Origin of the sequence: Kitasatospora sp. NPDC056076, assembly GCF_042266305.1 — a bacterium.
Taxonomy (GTDB): Bacteria; Actinomycetota; Actinomycetes; order Streptomycetales; family Streptomycetaceae; genus Kitasatospora.
Map to the genome: position 1 here is coordinate 1 of NZ_JBHJWG010000080.1, position 19,169 is coordinate 19,169.

Genomic DNA, 19,169 nt, shown 5'->3' on the forward strand with positions numbered 1-19,169 from the left:
CGCCCCCTCCCGCAGCGCGTCCCTCTCGCCTTGGGGGGGTGGTGGGGGAGGTGGGGGTGGTGGGCGCGCGTGCGTTGCCCGCGCGCCCACCGGGGGCGGGGTGGGGTGTCAGGGGGCGGTGGTTTGGGCGAGGGTGCGGAAGAGGAGGGCGGTGGAGGTGGCGCCGGGGTCCTGGTGGCCGGTGCTGCGGTCGCCGAGGTAGGAGGCGCGGCCCTTGCGGGCGCGGAGGGGGGTGGTGGCGCGGGCGCCCTGTTCGGCGGCTTCGGCGGCGGCTGCGGTGGCTTCGGGGAGGTCGGCGCCGGTGGCGGCTGCGGTGCGGAGGGCGGCTACGGCGGGGGTCCAGGCGTCGACGATGGTCTTGTCGCCGGGGTCGGCCTTGCCGAGGGCGCGGATGGCGTCCAGGCCGGCGGCCAGGGCCTCGGCGAGGGTGGCCGGGTCGGCGGGGCCGGGGAGGGCGGCGCCGATGGCGCGGAAGGCCTTGCCGTAGAGGGGGCCGGAGGCGCCGCCGACCTTGGAGATCAGGGTGGTGCCGGTCTTGGTGAGGACGGCGCCGGGGCCGTCCGGCCGGAGGTCGTCCAGGGCGGTGAGGGCGGCGGCGAAGCCGCGGCGGAGGTTGCTGCCGTGGTCGCCGTCGCCGATCGCCGAGTCGAGGTCGGTGAGGAGGGTCTGCTGCTGTTCGACGGCCGTGGCGATCGCGCGGATCCAGGCCTCGGCGAGGGGGGTGTCGAAGTCCATGCCGGCTCCGTTCAGGCGCGCTTGAGGGCGGGGGTGTCGACCGGGGCGTCCCAGAGGTCCAGCAGCTGGGCGTCGGCCTTGGTGAGGGTGAGGGAGAAGCCCGCCATGTCGAGGCTGGTGACGTAGTTGCCGACCAGGCTGCGGGCCACCGTGATGCCGCGGTCGGCGAGCCGGGCGGCCACCTCGCCGTAGACCACGTACAGCTCCAGGAGTGGGGTCGCGCCCAGGCCGTTGAGCAGGGCGATCACCTCGTCGCCCGGGGTCAGGTGGTGGTCGGCGAGGATGGTCTCGACCACCTCGGCGGCCAGTTCGCGGGCGGGGCGGAGCTTCTCGCGGCGGCGGCCGGGCTCGCCGTGGATGCCGACGCCGACCTCGATCTCGTCCTCGGGCAGGTCGAAGCCGGGCTTGCCGGCGGCCGGGACGGTGGCGGCGGTGAGCGCGATCGCGAAGGAGCGGGAGACGGCGTTGACGCGCTCGCCGAGGGCGGCGACCTCGTCGAGCGGGGCGCCGCGTTCGGCGAGGGCGCCCGTGGTCTTTTCGACCAGGACGGTCGCGCCGGTGCCGCGGCGGCCGGCCGTCCAGGTGGAGTCCTCGACCGCGACGTCGTCGTCGACCAGGACGGTGCGGACCTCCAGGCCCTCCTCGGCGGCGAGTTCGGCGGCGAGCTCGAAGTTCATCACGTCGCCGGTGTAGTTCTTGACGACGAAGACGACGCCGCAGCCGTTCTCCACGGCCTTCGCGGCGGCCAGCATCTGGTCCGGGACGGGGGAGGTGAACACCTCGCCGGGGCAGGCGGCGTCGAGCATGCCGGGACCGACGAAGCCGCCGTGCAGCGGCTCGTGGCCGGAGCCGCCGCCGGAGATCAACGCGACCTTGGGGCCGGCCGGGCGGGCGGCCCGGGTGATCACCCGGTTGGGGATGTCCACCGCCAGCTCGGGGTGGGCGGCGGCGACTCCGGCCAGGGCGTCCTCCAGGACGCTCTCCGGGGTGTTGATCAGTTTCTTCAACGTTCTTCGCTCCCTTGGGTGACCGCGGTGCGGACGCAACAGCCTGGGGCCGACGCTACGCCGGATGGGGGGTGGGGGCACGGGGTGCGACACGCGCGGTTCCGCTCACCCTTCCGGAGCAGTGGGGCGGGGCCTAGGGTCGGGCGCATGAGTGGACGGGTGGGAATCGTTCTGGTGTCGCACAGTGCCAAGTTGGCCGAGGGGCTGCGCGAGTTGCTCGGTGAACTCGCCCCGGACGGTGTGCGGGTGGTGGTCGCGGCCGGGACGGAGGACGGCGGGCTCGGCACCAGCTACGAGCTGATCGCCGGGGCGGTCGTGGAGGCGGACGGCGGGGCCGGGGTGGTGGTGCTGCCGGACCTCGGCAGTTCGGTGCTGACCGCGGTGACCGTGCTGGAGGACGAGCCGCGGCCGGGGGTGCGGCTGGTGGACGCGCCGTTCGTGGAGGGCGCGGTGGCCGCCGTCGTCACCGCCTCGACCGGGGCGGGGCTGGCCGAGGTGGTCGCGGCCGCGGAGGAGGCGCGTTCCTTCCGCAAGGTGTAGCGGCGCTCACTTGGCGTCGGCGTAGCAGTCCACCACCGCGGTGCTGAGCGGGAAGCGCACCGGGGTGTCGCCGAAGACCAGCCGGCGGGCCTCGTCGGCGGACTCGGCGACGGCGGCGGCCACCTGCTCGGCCAGGTTGGCCGGGGTGTGCACGATCACCTCGTCGTGCTGGAAGAACACCAGGTGCGGGCGGTCCGCCGGGCCGGGCACGGGCAGTTCGCCCAGCCGCCGGCGCAGCGCCGCCAGCAGGGCGAGCGCCCAGTCGGCGGCGCTGGCCTGGATGACGAAGTTGCGGGTGAAGCGGCCGCGGGCGCGGGCGGTGCGGCCGCCGGTCTCGCCGCCGGCGTCGGCCTCGGTGAGGTCGAGGAAGGCGGCGGAGGCCGGCGGGCAGACCCGGCCGAGCCGGGAGGTGACCACGCCGCCGTCCTCACCGGTGCGGGCCGCCGCCTCGACGTAGCCCATCGCGGCCGGGTAGCGCCGGCGCAGGGTGTTCAGCAGCGGGCCGATGTCGCCGCTGGTCTGCCCGTACATGGCGCCGAGCAGGCCGAGCTTGGCCTTGTCGCGGTCGCCCTGGAAGGCCTGGGCGGCGAGCGACTCGTAGAGGTCGCCGCCGGCCGCGGTGCGGGCCAGCCCGGCGTCCTGGGAGAGCGCGGCGAGCACCCGTGGCTCCAGCTGGGCGGCGTCGGCGACCACCAGCAGCCAGCCCGGGTCGGCGACCACGGCGCGGCGCAGGATGCGCGGGATCTGCAGGGCGCCGCCGCCGCGGCTGGCCCAGCGGCCGGAGACCACGCCGCCGACCACGTACTCGGGCCGGAAGCGGCCGCCGCGGGCCCAGGCGTCCTGCCAGGCCCAGCCGTGGGCGACGTGGATCCGGGCCAGTTCCTTGTAGCGGATGAGGAGTCGGGCGGCGGGGTGGTCGATGCGCTTGAGCTCCCAGGAGCGGGTGGAGGTCAGCTGGATGCCGGCCTCGGCGAAGGCGCGCAGCACCTGGGTGTGCGAGTCGGGGTTGAACGGTTTGGCGCCGAGGGCCTGTTGGAGTTCGACGGCGAGGTCGGCGAGCACCCGGGGCTGGGTGCCGGGGACGGCGGGGCGGGGGCCGAGCAGGTCGGTGAGCAGCCGGTCGTGGACGTCGGAGCGCCAGGGCAGGCCGTCGTGGGCGATCTCGGCGGCCACCAGGGCGCCGGCGGACTCGGCGGCGACCAGCAGCCGGAAGCGCTGCCGGGCGGCCGGGTCGGTGACGGCGGCGATCCGCCGCTGCTGTTCGGCGTGCACGGCCACCACGGCGGCCAGTGGGTCGGCGCCGGGCGGCAGTTGCAGCCGGTCGGGGGCGAACAGGGTGTCCTGGCCGTCGTCCGCGTCGGACAGGCCGGGTTCGGGCAGGTCGTCCGGGACGGGCAGGCCGTGCAGCCGGGACCAGGCGGCGCCGAGCGAGCGGGGCGCGCCGAAGCGGCCCTCGTGGGCCAGCAGCAGCGCCTCGACCAGCCGGAGGTCGTGGCAGCGGGCGAGCCGGTCGGGCAGTCGGGGCAGCAGCGGGGCGTACCCGGAGTCGGCGGCGGCCCAGACCCAGCGCGGGCGGTCGGCGGACTCCAGGGCGGCGACGGCCGCGGCGAGGTCGCGGACGGCCTCCGGCGGGCCGAGCGGCCGGCCGGTGTCGTCGAGCGGCTGGAGGCGGCCGCCGGGGCCGTGCTGATCGGGCACGAGGGCCGTTCTGGGGGCCACGGCGGGTGTCTCCTCTCCTGGGGCGCCTTCTGGCGGTGCTGCGGGGGGCCGGGGGTGCGGGGGTGCGGGGCGGGTGTACGGGTGGGGCGCGGGTGTGCGGACCGGGGGTCCGCGCGGTCGACGTTAACGGGTGGGTCTGACAACGATGACCTGGGGTGTATGGGCACGCGGGGTGACACCGCGTAGGGTCGGCGGAATGACCGAGAACCCGTTCTTCGCGGCCAGCCCCCTGGTCTACGAACTGCCTCCCTACGCCGAGATCCGGGAGGAGCACTACCTGCCCGCGTACGAGCGCGGAACGGCCGAGCAGCTGGCCGAGATCGCGGCGATCACCGACGACCGGTCCGAGCCGACCTTCGAGAACACCCTGGTGGCCCTGGAGCGCTCCGGTGAGCTGCTGGACCGGGTGGACCGGGTGTTCCGCAACCAGTCCTCCTCCGACACCACCGAGCTGCTGGAGGAGGTGGAGGCGAAGGTCAGCCCGCTGCTCGCGGCCCACCACGACGCGATCCACCTGGACCGGCGGCTGTTCGCCCGGATCGAGGCGCTGCACGGGGACCGGGCCGCCCTGGGGCTGGACCCGGAGTCGCTGCGGCTGCTGGAGCGCTGGTACACCGCGTTCGTCCGCTCCGGCGCCCGGCTGGGCTCGGCCGAGCAGGACCGGCTGCGCGAGCTGAACGCCGAACTCGCCGCGCTGGGGACGACGTTCCAGCAGAACGTGAACGCCGCCACCCGCGCCGCCGCGCTGGTCGTGGACACCGCCGAGGAGCTGGCCGGGCTGTCCGAGGGGGCGATCGCCGGGGCCGCCGAGAACGCCCGGGTGCTCGGCCACGAGGGCCGGTACGTGCTCAGCCTGAAGAGCACCTCCACCCAGCCCGAGCTGGCCCAGCTGGCCGACCGGTCGGTGCGCGAGCGGCTGCTGGCCGCCTCGCTCGCCCGGGCCGGCGCGGAGAACGGGCCGCTGGCGATCCGGATGGCGGGGCTGCGCGCCGAGCGGGCCGCGCTGCTGGGCTTCCCGAACCACGCCGCCCACGTCGTCGCGGACGAGACGGCCGGGACGGTCGAGGCGGTGTCCGGGCTGCTCGCCCGGCTGGTGGAGCCGGCCGTGGCGAACGCCCGCCGGGAGGCCGCCGAGCTGGCCGCGGTGGCGGCCGCGGACGGCGTCGAGGAGATCGCCGCGCACGACTGGGCGTACTACTCGGAGAAGGTGCGGCAGGCCTCCTACCAGGTGGACACCGCCGCGCTGCGCCCGTACTTCGAGCTGGAGCGGGTGCTGGTGGACGGCGTGTTCTTCGCCGCGGGGCTCGCGTACGGGATCACCTTCACCGAGCGGCCGGAGCTGACGGCGCACCACCCGGACGCCCGGGTCTTCGAGGTGTTCGAGGAGGACGGCACCGCGCTGGGCCTGTTCATCGGGGACTTCCACGCGCGGGCGTCCAAGCGCGGCGGCGCGTGGATGGACGAGCTGGTGGGCCAGTCCGGGCTGACCGGGCGGCGGCCGGTGGTGCTGAACACCCTCAACGTCCCGCGCCCGGCGCCGGGCGAGCCGGCGCTGCTGAGCTGGGACGAGGTGCGCACCCTGTTCCACGAGTTCGGGCACGCGCTGCACGGGCTGTTCTCGGACGTGCGCTACCCGCTGTTCGCGGGCACCGCGGTGCCGCGGGACTTCGTGGAGTTCCCCTCGCAGGTCAACGAGATGTGGATGGTCCGGCCCGAGGTGCTGGCCAACTACGCCCGCCACCACGCCACCGGGGAGCCGCTGCCGGCCGAGCTGGTCGAGCGGATGACCGCGGCCGAACGGTTCGGGGAGGGCTTCCGGACGGTGGAGTACCTCGCGGCGACGCTGCTGGACTGGGCCTGGCACACCCTGCCGCAGGGCCACCGGGTCGAGGACGCCCAGGAGTTCGAGGCGCGGGTGCTGGCGGAGGCCGGTCTCGCGGTGGCGGCGATCCCGCCGCGCTACCGCACGCCGTACTTCCAGCACATCTTCTCCAGCGGCTACAGCGCCGGGTACTACGCGTACATCTGGTCGGAGGTGCTGGACGCCGACACCGTGCGGTGGTTCGAGACCAACGGGCGGTCGGTGCGGGACAGCGGCGAGCTGTTCCGGCGCGAGCTGCTGGCGCGCGGGTTCGGCCGGGACCCGCTGGAGTCCTTCCGCGCGGTGGTCGGCCGGGCGCCGGAGACCGCGCCGCTGCTGGAGCGCCGCGGTCTGGGCTAGTCGGCGGGACGGGCTGGTCGACGGTCTGGGCTGGTCGACGGTCTGGGCTGGTCGGCGGTCCGGGCCGGTCAGCGCGGGGTGAGGGTTACCGTCACGGGCGTGCCCGGGCGGGCGTGCGGGAGCCGGATCCGTACGGTTCCCGCGCGGCCGTCCGCGGGCTGATCGACCTCGACCCGGGCGCCGGCGGGGGAGACGGCGACCCGGGCGCCGCGCGGGAACGCGGCGGGCGGCAGGACGAGTTCGCCGGTGCGGCCGCTGCCGTCGGCCGTCCAGCGGACGGTGGCGGTGCCCGCGTCGCCCCCGGTGGCGGTCCGGACGTCGGTGCCGGGGACGGCCGCCGGGTACGGGCCGAAGGCGGGGCCGTCGCCGGGCGCCGGGTGGCCGGCCGGGTCGAGGGCGCAGTAGCCGCCGGTGCCCCGGCACCAGTACCACATCGTCCAGCCCTCGGCGAAGCCGTCCATCGCGGCGACCTGGCGGCGGACCAGCAGGGTGTTGCCGGGGGTGCGGGAGTCGGGCGGGCCCCACTCGCCGACCAGCACGGGCAGGTGGTGGGCGGCCGGGTAGCCGGTGATCGCGGCGGCGTACTGCTCGACGAAGCCGTCGGCGGGGTTCCAGTCGGCGCCGTTCTCCACCGCGGTGTCGTAGAAGTGCGGGGCGTAGCCGAGCCGGGGCGCGCCGGGTCGGGGGTCGGTGAAGCCGGGGAGGGCGGTGGGCACGCCCTGGCCGACCAGGACGGTCGGTTCGACGAACAGCCAGGCGCGGGAGTCCGCCCGGCGGACGGCGGCGATCAGGCGGCGGTACATGTCGGCGAGCCGGCCCTGTTCCAGGGCGGCGGAGGCGGCGGCGAGCACGGCCGGGTCGGTCGGGTCGCCGTCCACCGGGCCGAACGGCTCGTTGAACAGGTCGTAGCCCAACAGGGAGCGGTGGCCGCGCAGTTCGCGGGCGAGCCTGGTGTAGAAGTCGGCCTGCCAGGCGCGCAGGTCGGGGTCGTCGTAGAGGTGGCGGAAGGCGGCCTGGACGGCGGGCTGGAAGTAGCCGGCGAACCAGTCCTTCGGGTCGGGGGTGAAGGGCAGGCCGTCGTCGCGGGTGGCCCAGCGCGGGATGCCGTTGGTGCCGCCGCCGAACCGCGGCCCGTAGACGTCCTGGTGGAAGTCGACCAGGACGAGCAGGCCCAGGCGGTCGGCCCGGTCGAGGAGTGCCTGGATCCGGTGCAGTTCGGTGGGGTCGAGGCGGCCGCGTTCGGGCTCCAGCCTGGTCCAGGAGACCGGCAGCCGTACCAGGGTGAAGCCCTGGGCGGCGACGGAGTCGAGGTCGGCCGGGGTGGCCTCGGCGTACTTGTCGAGGTTGACGCCGCGCAGCTGGAGGCGGCGGCCCCGGTCGTCGGTGAGGGCGGTGCGGCCGTCCGGGCCGGTGGCCGTTCCGGTGGGGAAGTGGCTGGGGAGGCGGGTCGGGGGGCCGCCGTGGGCGGCGGCCGGGGCGGCGGCGCCGAGGGTGGCGGTGGCGGCGAGCAGCAGGGCGACGGCGGTGCGGCACAGGCGCATCGGGGACCTCGCACGGCGGGGGGTGGGGGCCCGATGATGCCCGTGCTCCCCGGGCCGGCACAAGGGTCGTGCGCGGACGGGGTCGGTGCGGTGGCCCGGTGCGGCCGGGTCGGGGTAAGGGTCGTGCGCGGAGGGGGAGTTCAGTCGCCGTTCGGTTCGGCGGGGGCGGGCGGCAGGACGGCGGTGGGTAGGACGGCGGTGGGCAGGTCCGCGGCGGCGGCGAGCCGGCCCCAGAGCAGGTCGGCCAGGGCCTGCACCATGCGGGTGCGCGAGCAGGGTCTGGTCTCCAGCCACCAGTCGCCGGCGGCCAGCACCATGCCGGTGATGCCCCGGCCCCAGGCCTCGGCGAGCAGGTCGCGGTCGGCGCCGAGGTCGACCTGGTTCTGCACGGCGCGGGTGATCTCCTCGGCGATCTGCCGCAGCGCGGGGGCGAGGGCGTTGCCCGCGCCGCTGGGGTCGCCGGGCTCGGGGTGGGTGAGCAGTCGGTAGACCTGGGGGCGGGCCTCGATCCCGGCGAGGTAGGTGTCCAGGACGTGTTCGACCCGGTCGCGGCGTTCCAGCGGCTCGGCCAGGGCGGCCCGGACGGCGGCCAGCAGGCCGCCGGTGTGGCGCTCGGTCAGGGCCCTGATCAGGCCGGTCCGGTCGCCGAAGTGGCGGTAGAGGATCGGCTTGGTGATGCCGGCCTCGGCGGCGATGGCGTTCATGCTGGCGCTCGGCCCCTCGCGCTGGATGACCCGGTCGGCGGCGTTGAGCAGCTGCTCGCGGCGGGGCTCTCGGGACATGCGCTGCTCCTCGGGATTCTGGGTGGCCTGGGCGTTGACACCGGTTACCAATCAGTAGCAGACTCCGACGATGTTACCCGGGGTAACACCCCGGTGGGTCGCACCCGGCGGCCGTGATCCCCGCGTCGTGACTCCTGCACCGCCATCCCTGCACCGCCATCCCTGCGTCGTCACCCCTTCTGCGGAGGCTCCCTCATGAGCAGCACGTTCTCGCTGGACCCGGGCGCGGACCAGCTCGCCGTACGCGACTGGCTGCACGGCTTCGCCGCCGACGTGATCCGCCCCGCCGCGGCCGAGTGGGACGAGCGCGAGGAGACCCCCTGGCCGGTCATCCAGGAGGCCGCCAAGCTGGGCATCTACTCGCTGGACTTCTACGCCCAGCAGTACTTCGACCCCTCCGGCGTCGGCATCCCGATCGCCATGGAGGAGCTGTTCTGGGGCGACGCGGGCATCGGGCTGGCCATCGTCGGCACCACGCTGGCCGCCGTCGCGGTGCTCGCCAACGGCACCGACGAGCAGATCGGCACCTGGACCCCGCAGATGTTCGGCACCCCCGACGACGTCAAGGTGGCCGCCTTCTGCTCCTCCGAACCGGACGCCGGCTCGGACGTCTCCGCGCTGCGCACCCGGGCCGTGTACGACGGGGCCAAGGACGAGTGGGTGCTCAACGGCACCAAGACCTGGGCCACCAACGGCGGGATCGCCGCCGTGCACGTGGTGGTCGCCACCGTCGACCCCGGTCTCGGCGCCAAGGGGCAGGCCTCCTTCGTCGTCCCGCCGGGCACCCCCGGGCTGAGCCAGGGCCAGAAGTTCAAGAAGCACGGCATCCGCGCCTCGCACACCGCCGAGGTGGTGCTGGACGGCGTCCGGGTGCCCGGCAGCTGCCTGCTCGGCGGCAAGGAGAAGCTGGACGAGCGGCTGGCCCGGGCCCGGGAGGGCGTCAAGCGGACGGGCGGCCGGGGCAACGCGGCGATGGCCACCTTCGAGGCGTCCCGCCCGGCCGTCGGGGCGCAGGCGATCGGCATCGCCCGGGCCGCGTACGAGGTCGCGCTGGACTACGCGAAGACCCGGGAGCAGTTCGGCCGCCCGATCATCGACAACCAGGGCGTGGCCTTCCAGCTCGCCGACATGCGGACCCGGATCGACGCGGCCCGGCTGCTGGTCTGGCGGGCGTCCTGGATGGCCGCCAACAACCAGCCGTTCACCGCCGCCGAGGGCTCGATGTCCAAGCTGTACGCGGGCGAGACGGCCAAGTTCGTCACCGCGCAGGCGATGCAGATCCTCGGCGGCAACGGCTTCACCCGGGAGTACCCGGTGGAGCGGATGCACCGGGACAGCGCGATCTACTCGATCTTCGAGGGGACCAGCGAGATCCAGCGGCTGGTGATCGCCCGGGCGGTCTCGGGGATGCCGATCCGCTAGCCGGGGTTGGGCCGCGACCCGGTGCGGGACCTGGCTGCCGGACCGGGCTGCCGGGTCGGGACTACCGGGCCAGCCAGAAGGTCAGCCCGGCGGCGAGGGAGCCGACCACCGCGCCGACGATCGTCTGTGCGGTGGTGTGGTCCCGCAGCACCACCCGGGACCAGCCGATCACCGCGACCAGCGGGTAGAGCAGCAGCCACAGCGGGCCGAGCGCGATGCCGAGGCAGGCCACCGCGCCGGCCGCCACGGCGGTGTGCACGGAGACCTTCCACCAGACGGTGATCACCAGGATCGGCACCAGCGAGGCGAACATCGCCGCCACCATCGCGGTGAGGTCGCGCGGGGCGTGCGCCAGGATCATCACCGCGAAGCTGACGGCGACCGAGCCCATGATGAACGGGATGACGGTCAGCCGGCGCTGCCGGTGGCCGACGTGGCGGTCCTCCAGGGTGCCCTTGCGGATGCCGCGCTGGATGAACAGGGTCGGGATGACGGCCGCGAACAGTGCGGCGAAGGCGGCCCAGCCGAGACCGGACCAGCCGTAGCGCAGGCCGCCGATCAGCAGGCAGACCGCGATGATCACGTTCTTCGGCTCGACGCCGTCGGTGACCCGGCGGGCCCAGGTCGTCCGGCTGGTGGGGGCGGCCGTGGCCTCGGTGGTCATCGGGGTGCGTGCTCCGGGTGGGGAAGGGCGGTCGGCGGCTCGGCGCCGGTCGCACGATCGTACGTGAGCCGGCGGTGCCGCCGTCCGTCCGGAGGGCCCGCGGGGCCGTTGCTCAGAACCGCGCCGGGCGGCCCGCCAGGAACGCGGCCAGCCCCTCGTGCACGTCCGGGGCCTTCCGCGAGCGCCGCTCCCAGGGCTCCAGCGCCTCGGCCGCCCGCTCCGCCGGGACGGCCAGCGCGGCCTTCACCGCGCCGATCGTCTGGGGCGAGCGGGTGGTCAGCAGCCGGGCGAACTCCAGTGCCGCGGCGTCCAGTTCGACGTCCGGCAGGACCCGTTCGGCGAGGCCCAGCGGCAGTGCGTCCCGGCCGCGCACCAACTCGCCGGAGAACAGCAGGTACTTGGCCCGGGCCGGCCCCACCAGCCGGGCCAGCCGCAGGGTCGGCACCGCCGGGTAGACCACGCCGAGCTTGGCCGGGGTGATCCCCAGTCGGGCGTCCTCGGCGACGAAGCGCAGGTCGCAGGCGACGGCCAGTTGGCAGCCGCCGCCCACGCAGGCGCCGTGCACCACGGCGAGGGTCGGGTGCGGGAAGGCCGCGAGTGCCTCCTCGGCGGCCACGTTGACCGCGTGGTAGGCGTCCGCGCGCTGCGGATCGCCGTACACCTCGGCGAGTTCGGTGATGTCCGCGCCGGCGCTGAAGGTGTTCCCGGCGCCGGTCAGCAGCAGGGCCCGGACGCCCGGCCGCTCGGCGAGCCGGTCCAGCACCTCGGGCAGCGCCCGCCAGATCTCCAGGGTCACCGCGTTGCGGCGGTGCGGGCGGGCGAACTCCAGGACGGCGACGCCGTCCTCGCCGACGTACGCGTTCAGGCCCTCGGCCCGGGCGGGCAGGGCGGAGCGGTCCCGCGTGAGCAGCGGCTGGTCCATGCGCACCTCCGGCGTCGGTCGTGGTGCGCCCACTCTCTCAGGCCGGGTCCGCGCTCCCCCGGGCCGGTCCGGCGCAGTACGTGCCGAGGCCGTGCTCGACCGCGGCGAAGGCGCGCCGGGCCTCGTCGAGGGCGCCGGGCAGGGCGTCCGCGGCGCGCTCGCCGGCCAGCATCCGCAGGTGGTTGCCGGTGATCAGGGTGAGCCGGACGGCGAGCAGCTGGGCGGCGGCGACCCGGGCGGTCAGCTCGTCGTGGGCCGGGTCCTGGTCGCGCAGCTCGTCGGCGAGCAGGCTCTGGGCGCGCCGGTCGAAGGCCGCGGTGGCGCGCAGGGCCAGCGCCGGGGTGGCGTGGATCAGCCGGATCACGTCCAGCACCACCGGGTCGTCGCTCAGGCCGGTGGCCGGGTCCCGGCGCTCCAGGGCGGCGAGGAAGTGTTCGCGCAGCGCCGTCACCGCCGAGGTGCCCGGGGCGCGGTCGCGCACCACCCGGGCGGGCTCGTCGAGGTGCTGCTCCATCGGCCCGAGGACCAGGTCCTCCTTGGTCGGGAAGTAGTTGAACACGGTCATCTTGGAGACCTCGGCGGCGGCCGCGATCTCGGCCACCGAGACCTGGTCGAAGCCCCGTTCGATGAACAGGCCGATGGCCGCGCGGAAGATCCGGACGCCGGTCTGGATCTTCTTGCGCTCGCGCAGCGGGAGGGCGTCGAGGTCGCGGTCGGGGCCGAGGTCCAAGCCGTGGTGGGTCGCCATGCGAAGACTGTACCAGGATCAAAGCTAGACCGAGCAGAAAGATGTGTCGGGATGAAAGATTGGTCTGGATGAAGAATTGACCCAGTCCAAAACTCCTGCCATGGTGGTGCCGAGCCCGCCGGACCGCACCGGTCGGGGCCGACTCCACACACCCCGGGGGGACTTCCCGATGGCACCCGCTGCCCCGCACACACCCGCTGCCCCGCCCGCACCCGGCCGGGCCGGATCCACCCTGATGACCACCGCCCAGCGCCAACTCGGCATGCTGCTCTGCCTGGTGACGATCGTGCTGGCCGTGCTCGACGCCAACATCGTCTCGGCGGCCACCGTGCCGATCGTCCGCGACCTCGACCCGGTCCACGGCGTCGACCGGCTGCCCTGGCTGGTCAGCGCCTTCTCGCTGGCGGCCACCGCGCTGCTCCCGCTCTACGGCAGGCTCTGCGACGTGTACGGCGCCAAGCGGGTGCTGCTCGGCGCGGTCGGCACCTTCCTGTTCGGCTCGGTGCTCTGCGGCGCCGCGCAGTCGATGAGCGAGCTGATCGCCTTCCGGGCCGTCCAGGGCATCGGCGGCGGCGGGCTGATGAGCGTGACCATGGTGGTGATGGCCCAGCTCCAGGACCCGGAGGAGCGCAAGGGCGGCAAGGGCGGCGCGATGGGCGGCATCGTCGCCGGGCTCGGTATGGCGGTCGGCCCGCTGGTCGGGGCGCTGTTCACCGACCACCTCGGCTGGCGCTGGATCTTCTACTTCAACGTGCCGCTCGGCCTGCTCGTGCTGGTCGGCGTCGCCCTGGTGATCAAGCTGCCGCGCGACCTCGGCCGGCGCGGACTGGACTTCCTCGGCGCCACCCTGGCCGCCGCCTTCGCCACCGGGCTGCTGCTGGTCACCGAGTGGGGCGGCAAGGACTACGCCTGGACCTCCCCGGTGATCCTCGGGCTCTCCGCCGCCACCCTCGCCTCGCTCGGCCTCTTCCTGTGGCGCCAGGCCACCGCCGCCGAGCCGGTGCTCCCGCTCTCGCTGTTCCGGATCCCGGTGGTGCGGATCGGCTTCGCGGTCCAGGGCCTGGTCGGGATGGGCATGATGGGCGCGATCGTCTACGTGATGATCTACCTGCAGATCGCCCGGGGGATCGCCCCGACCACGGCCAGCCTCTACCTGATGCCGATGGCCGCCGGGATGACCGGCGTCGGCCTGCTCGCCACCCGGCTGATCGCCCGCGGCCACCAGCCGCGCACCTTCCTGATCGTCGGCTCGGGCGTCTCGGTGCTCGCCCTGGCCCTGCTCGGGCTCAGCGGCCCGGACACCCCGCTGTGGGCGGTGGGCACCGAACTCGCCCTGCTGGGCGCCGGGTTCGGGCAGCTGATCGGGCAGCTGATCACCATGGTGCAGGACACCGCCCCGCGCGAGCAGCTCGGCGTCGCCACCACCGGCGTCCGGTTCTTCCAGACCCTCGGCAACGCGCTCGGTGCGGCGCTCTTCGGCACGGTGCTGACCCGGGTGTTCGAGGCCGCCGAGCCCGGGCGCTCCCTCTCCGCGGTGCGCACGATGACCGGCGCGGCCCGGGAGCACGCGCTGCGGAGCTTCACGGACGCCGTGGACGTGGTCTTCCTGTCGGCGGGCGGGGTGATGGTCCTGGTGCTGCTGCTGGCGCTGCGGCTGCGCACGGCGGAGCCGGCGGCGCTGGAGGCCGCAGGGGCCGCTGGGGCCGCTGGGGCCGCTGGGGCCGCTGGGGCCGCGGAGGCTCCCGCGGCGGCCGAGGGACCGGTGCTGGCGGCCTGAGCGGGGCCGCCGGGGCCTGGCGGAGCCGGGCGGGGGAGGACGGCGGAGCGGGGCTCGGTGGACCCACGGGGGTGTCCACCGGGCCCCGCTCCGCTTTCCCGTGTCGGCGCCGAGGAGGGCGCCGAGGAGTACGCCGAGGAGGGGGCGGCGGGTCGTCAGGCCCCGGTGGCGGTGTGCTCCGAGGCCAGGACCGCCCAGATCTCCTTGTCGTGGCGGACGCCGTTGTGCAGGAACCACTCCCGCAGCACGCCCTCCCGCTGCATCCCGACCCGCTGGGCCACCGCCCGGCTGCGGGCGTTGGCGGCCGAGCACCACCACTCGGCGCGGTGCAGGCCGCGGGTGGTGAAGGCGTAGTCGAGCAGCCGGCGGACGGCGGCGGTGATCAGCCCGCCGCCCTCGCCGGCCGGCTCGGTCCAGGCGCCGATCTCGCAGTTGCCGCTCCGGGTGTCGAAGTGCACGAACATCACGCCGCCGACCAGCGTGCCGTCGCGCCAGATGCCGTAGATCCGGCTGGAGTCGGCGGCCTGGCCGTCGGCGTAGCGCTGCAGGGTGGCGCGGGCCGAGTCCAGGTCGGTGGTGCGGGTGGCCCACGGGATCCACGGGTCGGTGTGGGCGCGGGCGCGGTCGATGTGGGCCAGGAACTCGGGGGCCTGCCAGGGCTCCAGCGGGCGCAGTTCGGCGTTCTCGGCGAGCGGGACGGAATACACGGGCGGGCCTCTCGGGGTGGTGCGACGGGGTGCGCGCGGCGGGAGTGGGGGAGGGGGTGGGGCGCGAGTGGAGGAGGGAGTGGGGTGGGCGTTCGGATCATTCATAACAAACGTTTGGTATGTACGATAGCCCCCATGACGCCAGCCCGTGGAGACCATGACGCCCGCCGTTCGGAAGTCTCCGAGGGGGTGTGGCGGGTGCTCTCCGCCAAGGGCTTCGAGGGGCTGACCCTGCGCGCGGTGGCGGCGGAACTGGGTGCCTCCACCGGGCTGTTGACGCACTACTTCCCGAACAAGCGGGCGCTGCTGAGCCACGCCCTGGAGGAGCTCGACCGCCGCTCCGCCGCCCGGCCCCGCCGGCTGGCGCCCGCCGACGGCACCCCGCCGCCGCCCGAGGGGCTGGCCCGCCTGCGGGCCGCACTGCTCGACGTGCTGCCGCTGGACGAGGCCACCGAGTCCGGCAACCGGATCTGGGTCAGCTCCTGGGACGTCGCCCTGGCGGACCCGGAACTGGCGGCCGCGCACGCGGGGCGCTACGCCCGGTCACGGGTGGCGCTCACGGGGCACGTGGCGGACGCCCAGCGGCTCGGCGAGCTCCCGGCCGGCGCCGATCCCGCCGGGCTCGCGGCGGGCGCGCAGGCCTTCGTGCTGGGGCTGGTGGTGCAGTCGCTGTTCGCCCCGGCGGAGTTCCCGGCGCAGCGGCAGATCGCGCTGCTCGACGCCTATCTGACGGGGCTGGTCGGTTAGTCCCCTCCCGGGCGACGGGACTTCGACCGCGGGCCTGCGGCAGTTCGGCCGCGGGCCCGCCGCGGTGCGGCCGCAGTTCGGTCGCGAGCCGGGTTCCGGCCCCGGGGTGAGGCGTCCCGGGCGCCTCTGTCCGGCTTTTGTCGGATTTCGCCGGTCGGCCGTTCGGGCGGCTGTTTCGTTCAAGGGTGGGGGATTCGCCCGGAATTCCGGTTTTCCGCCCGACCGGCTTTCGCGGCGGTCATGACACGCATTGTCACGGGTTATGCGCGGTGGGTGCTGGATTACCCGGAGGTGATAAACGGCCACGGAAAGTACTCACGGGCGCGATGGCCTGCGGAAATTCGCAGGGTGGCGCCCCCAGCAGGATTCGAACCTGCGACCTACCGCTTAGAAGGCGGGTGCTCTATCCGCTGAGCTATGGGGGCGGGACGGACGGCGCCCTGGCGGGCGTGACCGTGGCCGGGATCGGGCGACGAGCGCTGGGCGCGCACGTTGTCCGGCCCCGTACCTGAGGGTGGGGGTGGGGGTTGGTGGGCCCTCGCCCTGTCGGGGACAGGATAAGGGTGTCCAGTTCCTCGGCCGGGTGCGACGACACCGTCGTTGGTGTGTCGGTTCGGTGGAGCGGTCCGATAATCGCAGGTGGAGACCGTGTGTGCAGCGGTCTGGGACAGTTCCGGGCCGGACGTTGTGCAGTCGTTACGGGGCTGCCTCCCCACCCGTTATGGATTCGACACGGAGAATGTCCCGCCGCCGGTGCGGGTGGGGGGTCCTATTCGGCTCGCTCCGGCGTGATGACGTGCGCGGACGGCCCGGCCCGGGTGTTCCGCCGTGCTGCGGGGGTGGCCGCGATCTGGCCGTTTGTTGTCATGACCGCGAAGAGATGGTACCCGAGCGGTGTGCGAAGGCCGAAATTCACCCCTGTGAGTGACGGCCGTTTTTCACCCTGCCGATCGGCCTACTAGTTGTCCACAGGATTTCGGAACCGGGTGGTCGTGATTTCTTCCGGGACGCACTCTGAACTCGCACCGCTCGATTCCGTACGGTGCGTCGGCGAGAACGGGGAGTGCGCTGTGAACGAGGTTCAGGTGACGGTGCTCGGCAATGTCGCGACCGAGGTGCGCTACGGGGAAACCGCCGGCGGGGTGCCGATGGCGGACTTCCTCCTCGGCTGCACCGAGCGGCGGTACGACCGCGAGCGCGCCTGCTGGGCGGACGGCGGGACGCAGTGGCTGAGGGTGACGGCCTGGCGGGCGCTCGCGGTGAACCTGATCGGCTCGCTGGCCAAGGGCGAGCCGGTGCTGGTGACGGGTCGGCTGCGGGTGCGGGAGTGGACGGAAGGGGAGGTGAAGCACAGTCGGGTCGAGATCGACGCCCGGTCGATCGGACACGACCTCACCCGGGGTACCACGGCGTTCCGTTGGGCGGCGGGTGTGCGCGGGCAGCCGCCGGGCGCGGCGGAACCGCCCAGCGCGAAGCCTGCGGGCGAGCCGGTGCCGGGGTGGATCGTCGACGCACTGGAGTCGCGCCGGGCTTCGGCGCTGGCCTCGGTGCCCGCTCGGCCGGAGCCGCCGCCGGGTGCGCGGGCGGTGACGGGGCAGCAGGGCGAGGTGTCCGAGGGGGAGCGGGGAGGTGAAGACCGGGCGCTGCTGGGCTGACCGGTCGGTGACCTTCCCTGTCGACAAATATGTTGATCGAGAACGTCGTTGCGCCCGCACGCGCAATCTCGTCCGGATAACGGAAAGTCGCGCAAAGATTCTGTCGGTACGTCAGCTTGTGTGGAACCTGAGAGGGTTGATAACGATCCAGATACGGAATCGTCCTGATTTCGCATGGGGGTTTCGGGGCCTCCGGGGCTCAATAGGATTCACTTGGTTCACACCCGCAGCAGTGCCACAGGGGGCACGCGCGGCACGGCAAGTCGGCGGGCTGCCCACTCGGTGCAAGCCCGCTCCGGAGGGATCCCAGATGTTCAAGCGGCAGGGGCGGAGTCTGTCCCGCATAACCACTGTCATGCTCACGACCAGCATCGGGCTGGGCGGAGGACTGTTCGCGGCCGGTGCGGCGGTCGCGGCTGACGCCCCCGCGTCGGGCGTGACCGCGATCGTCCAGCCGGACATGTTCGGCGAGCGGGTCGACGTCCAGGGCAAGGACAGCGTCGACGCGGGCCTGTTCACCCTCAAGACGGCCTCCGGCGAGCTGCTGCAGACCTACTGCATCGACTTCGACAACCCGGTGTACCTGGACAGCAAGGCCAAGTACCACGAGGCCGACTGGTCCGCGAGCTCCCTCAACGGCAACGCGAACGCCCCCAAGATCCGCTGGATCCTGGAGAACTCGTACCCGCAGGTGCCGATCGACGCCCTGCGCAAGGCGATCGGCGACACCGAGCTCTCGGAGAAGGACGCCGCCGCGGGCACCCAGTCCGCGATCTGGAAGTTCTCGGACAACAAGACCGCGACCCCGCGCAACGAGCACGCCAAGAAGCTGCGCGACTACCTGACGGGTGACGCCAACAAGGGCGTCGCGGCCGAGCCGAAGCCCTCGCTGACCCTCACCCCGGACTCCGTCTCCGGCAAGTCCGGCGCCAAGCTCGGCCCGTTCGTGCTGAACACCAGCGCCAACGAGGTCAAGCTCGCCGTCTCCGGCGACGCCGCCGACAAGATCAAGGTGCTGGACAAGGACGGCAAGCCGGTCAACGGCACGCTGGCCGGCCCGGTCGCCAAGGACACCCAGCTGTTCCTGGACGTCCCCGGCGGCACCCCGGACGGCAAGGCCGTGCTCAAGGCCACCGCCGACACCACCGTCCTCAGCGGCCGGGTCTTCATGAGCGGCCTGGACGACCAGGGCAACCACAGCCAGACCATGATCCTGGCCGGCTCCAAGAAGCTCAGCGTCGCGGCCGCGGGCCAGGCCACCTGGAAGCAGGGCCAGGGCGCGATCGTCGACAGCTCCGCCAAGGAGGAGTGCGCCAACGGCGGCGTGCGCGTCTCCGTCACCAACACCGGCGACCAGCCGGCCGAGGTGACCGTGCAGCCGGGCCAGAAGGTCACCGTGCAGCCCGGCAAGACCGAGACCGTGCTGGTCAAGGTCGCCGAGAAGACCAAGTACGACATCACCGTCACCGGCCCGAACGGCTACTCCAAGAAGTTCACCGGGGTCCTCGACTGCAAGACCGGCGTGACCCCGACCGGTGCCCCGACCACCCCGACCGGCACCGGCACCACCACCGCCACCCCCTCGGGCACCCCCTCGGGCACCCCGAGCTCCGGTGCCGCCCACCCGGCCCCGTCGACCACCAGCGCCGCCCCGGGCACCGGTGGCCTGGCCCAGACCGGTGCCAATGACTCCACCCCGATCCTCGCCGCCGTCGCCGGTGGCCTGGTCGTGGCCGGTGGCGCCGCGGTCTTCGTCCTGCGCCGCCGTGGCCGTCACGGTCGCACCACCGCCTGAACCGTCTGAAACGGTCCGAACCGCCTGAGCGGTGCTCCGGGAGGCGCTGACCTCCCGGGGCCCCGAACGAGCGGAGCCCGGCCCGGCTCCCCGCACCAGCTGCGGGGAGCCGGGCCGTCGCGTTTCCCGGCCCGCGCCCGGCCCGCGCCCGGCCCGCGCCCGGCCCGCGCCCGGCCCGCGCCCGGCC

16 protein-coding genes and 1 tRNA gene are annotated in these 19,169 nt (G+C 74.2%); 7 read left to right on the forward strand and 10 right to left on the reverse strand.

Going from position 1 to position 19,169, the window contains the following annotated elements:
• Window positions 1–108: 108 nt before the first annotated feature.
• A complete protein-coding gene (gene dhaL, locus ACFC1T_RS36770) occupies window positions 109–735 on the reverse strand; it encodes a dihydroxyacetone kinase subunit DhaL (protein ID WP_375896684.1) in 627 nt (208 codons plus the stop codon).
• A gap of 11 nt (window positions 736–746) precedes the next feature.
• The gene (gene dhaK / locus ACFC1T_RS36775; RefSeq protein ID WP_375896685.1) at window positions 747–1,742 is read right to left on the reverse strand and encodes a dihydroxyacetone kinase subunit DhaK; all 996 of its coding nucleotides are present in this window, start codon (window positions 1,740–1,742) and stop codon (window positions 747–749) included.
• Between the two features lie 147 nt (window positions 1,743–1,889).
• On the opposite strand from dhaK, the gene dhaM reads away from it, so the two are divergent.
• Window positions 1,890–2,282, forward strand: a complete 393-nt coding sequence (gene dhaM, locus ACFC1T_RS36780; RefSeq protein ID WP_375896688.1) for a dihydroxyacetone kinase phosphoryl donor subunit DhaM — start codon at window positions 1,890–1,892, stop codon at window positions 2,280–2,282.
• 6 nt (window positions 2,283–2,288) lie between these two features.
• Here the strand turns inward: dhaM and ACFC1T_RS36785 are convergent, their stop codons facing one another.
• Window positions 2,289–4,001 carry a bifunctional 3'-5' exonuclease/DNA polymerase gene (locus ACFC1T_RS36785; RefSeq protein ID WP_375896691.1) on the reverse strand — a complete coding sequence of 571 codons (1,713 nt, stop codon included), beginning with the start codon at window positions 3,999–4,001 and terminating at the stop codon, window positions 2,289–2,291.
• A gap of 196 nt (window positions 4,002–4,197) precedes the next feature.
• On the opposite strand from ACFC1T_RS36785, the gene ACFC1T_RS36790 reads away from it, so the two are divergent.
• Window positions 4,198–6,222, forward strand: coding sequence for a M3 family metallopeptidase (locus ACFC1T_RS36790; RefSeq protein WP_375896694.1), 2,025 nt, complete (start codon window positions 4,198–4,200; stop codon window positions 6,220–6,222).
• Window positions 6,223–6,290: 68 nt separating this feature from the next.
• Here ACFC1T_RS36790 and ACFC1T_RS36795 read toward each other — a convergent pair whose 3' ends face one another.
• Complete coding sequence (locus ACFC1T_RS36795; protein ID WP_375896695.1) at window positions 6,291–7,763, reverse strand: glycoside hydrolase family 5 protein; 1,473 nt, start codon at window positions 7,761–7,763, stop codon at window positions 6,291–6,293.
• Between the two features lie 140 nt (window positions 7,764–7,903).
• Window positions 7,904–8,545: a TetR family transcriptional regulator gene (locus ACFC1T_RS36800; RefSeq protein WP_375896697.1), complete on the reverse strand. Its 642-nt coding sequence runs from the start codon at window positions 8,543–8,545 to the stop codon at window positions 7,904–7,906.
• Between the two features lie 195 nt (window positions 8,546–8,740).
• Between ACFC1T_RS36800 and ACFC1T_RS36805 the strand changes: the two genes are divergently transcribed.
• Window positions 8,741–9,967 carry an acyl-CoA dehydrogenase family protein gene (locus tag ACFC1T_RS36805; protein WP_375896700.1) on the forward strand — a complete coding sequence of 409 codons (1,227 nt, stop codon included), beginning with the start codon at window positions 8,741–8,743 and terminating at the stop codon, window positions 9,965–9,967.
• Between the two features lie 61 nt (window positions 9,968–10,028).
• Here the strand turns inward: ACFC1T_RS36805 and ACFC1T_RS36810 are convergent, their stop codons facing one another.
• The 3 genes from ACFC1T_RS36810 to ACFC1T_RS36820 form a co-directional block, all read right to left on the reverse strand.
• Complete coding sequence (locus tag ACFC1T_RS36810) at window positions 10,029–10,631, reverse strand: hypothetical protein (protein WP_375896703.1); 603 nt, start codon at window positions 10,629–10,631, stop codon at window positions 10,029–10,031.
• A 112-nt stretch (window positions 10,632–10,743) separates the two neighbouring features.
• Window positions 10,744–11,553, reverse strand: coding sequence for an enoyl-CoA hydratase/isomerase family protein (locus tag ACFC1T_RS36815; RefSeq protein ID WP_375896706.1), 810 nt, complete (start codon window positions 11,551–11,553; stop codon window positions 10,744–10,746).
• 37 nt (window positions 11,554–11,590) lie between these two features.
• Window positions 11,591–12,301 (reverse strand): TetR family transcriptional regulator, encoded by a 711-nt coding sequence (locus tag ACFC1T_RS36820; RefSeq protein ID WP_375896707.1) that lies wholly within the window; start codon window positions 12,299–12,301, stop codon window positions 11,591–11,593.
• Between the two features lie 235 nt (window positions 12,302–12,536).
• On the opposite strand from ACFC1T_RS36820, the gene ACFC1T_RS36825 reads away from it, so the two are divergent.
• Window positions 12,537–14,078 carry an MFS transporter gene (locus tag ACFC1T_RS36825; RefSeq protein ID WP_375896718.1) on the forward strand — a complete coding sequence of 514 codons (1,542 nt, stop codon included), beginning with the start codon at window positions 12,537–12,539 and terminating at the stop codon, window positions 14,076–14,078.
• Between the two features lie 155 nt (window positions 14,079–14,233).
• Here the strand turns inward: ACFC1T_RS36825 and ACFC1T_RS36830 are convergent, their stop codons facing one another.
• The gene (locus tag ACFC1T_RS36830) at window positions 14,234–14,785 is read right to left on the reverse strand and encodes a GNAT family N-acetyltransferase (protein WP_375896709.1); all 552 of its coding nucleotides are present in this window, start codon (window positions 14,783–14,785) and stop codon (window positions 14,234–14,236) included.
• A gap of 135 nt (window positions 14,786–14,920) precedes the next feature.
• Between ACFC1T_RS36830 and ACFC1T_RS36835 the strand changes: the two genes are divergently transcribed.
• On the forward strand, window positions 14,921–15,532 hold the full coding sequence (locus tag ACFC1T_RS36835; RefSeq protein ID WP_375896711.1) for a TetR/AcrR family transcriptional regulator: 612 nt from the start codon (window positions 14,921–14,923) through the stop codon (window positions 15,530–15,532).
• A 349-nt stretch (window positions 15,533–15,881) separates the two neighbouring features.
• Here the strand turns inward: ACFC1T_RS36835 and ACFC1T_RS36840 are convergent.
• Window positions 15,882–15,957, reverse strand: a tRNA-Arg gene (locus ACFC1T_RS36840).
• 645 nt (window positions 15,958–16,602) lie between these two features.
• Here ACFC1T_RS36840 and ACFC1T_RS36845 point away from each other — a divergent pair.
• Both ACFC1T_RS36845 and ACFC1T_RS36850 read left to right on the forward strand, forming a co-directional pair.
• Window positions 16,603–17,187, forward strand: a complete 585-nt coding sequence (locus ACFC1T_RS36845) for a single-stranded DNA-binding protein (RefSeq protein ID WP_375896713.1) — start codon at window positions 16,603–16,605, stop codon at window positions 17,185–17,187.
• 355 nt (window positions 17,188–17,542) lie between these two features.
• Window positions 17,543–18,982, forward strand: a complete 1,440-nt coding sequence (locus ACFC1T_RS36850) for a Cys-Gln thioester bond-forming surface protein (protein ID WP_375896715.1) — start codon at window positions 17,543–17,545, stop codon at window positions 18,980–18,982.
• Window positions 18,983–19,169 lie beyond the last annotated feature (187 nt).

Coding starts and splice junctions, on each gene's coding strand:
- dhaL (WP_375896684.1), bottom strand. CDS start 735: ATGGACTTCGACACCCCCCTCGCCGAGGCCTGGATCCGCGCGATCGCC.
- dhaM (WP_375896688.1), top strand. CDS start 1,890: ATGAGTGGACGGGTGGGAATCGTTCTGGTGTCGCACAGTGCCAAGTTG.
- ACFC1T_RS36790 (WP_375896694.1), top strand. CDS start 4,198: ATGACCGAGAACCCGTTCTTCGCGGCCAGCCCCCTGGTCTACGAACTG.
- ACFC1T_RS36795 (WP_375896695.1), bottom strand. CDS start 7,763: ATGCGCCTGTGCCGCACCGCCGTCGCCCTGCTGCTCGCCGCCACCGCC.
- ACFC1T_RS36800 (WP_375896697.1), bottom strand. CDS start 8,545: ATGTCCCGAGAGCCCCGCCGCGAGCAGCTGCTCAACGCCGCCGACCGG.
- ACFC1T_RS36805 (WP_375896700.1), top strand. CDS start 8,741: ATGAGCAGCACGTTCTCGCTGGACCCGGGCGCGGACCAGCTCGCCGTA.
- ACFC1T_RS36810 (WP_375896703.1), bottom strand. CDS start 10,631: ATGACCACCGAGGCCACGGCCGCCCCCACCAGCCGGACGACCTGGGCC.
- ACFC1T_RS36815 (WP_375896706.1), bottom strand. CDS start 11,553: ATGGACCAGCCGCTGCTCACGCGGGACCGCTCCGCCCTGCCCGCCCGG.
- ACFC1T_RS36820 (WP_375896707.1), bottom strand. CDS start 12,301: ATGGCGACCCACCACGGCTTGGACCTCGGCCCCGACCGCGACCTCGAC.
- ACFC1T_RS36825 (WP_375896718.1), top strand. CDS start 12,537: ATGACCACCGCCCAGCGCCAACTCGGCATGCTGCTCTGCCTGGTGACG.
- ACFC1T_RS36835 (WP_375896711.1), top strand. CDS start 14,921: ATGACGCCAGCCCGTGGAGACCATGACGCCCGCCGTTCGGAAGTCTCC.
- ACFC1T_RS36850 (WP_375896715.1), top strand. CDS start 17,543: ATGCTCACGACCAGCATCGGGCTGGGCGGAGGACTGTTCGCGGCCGGT.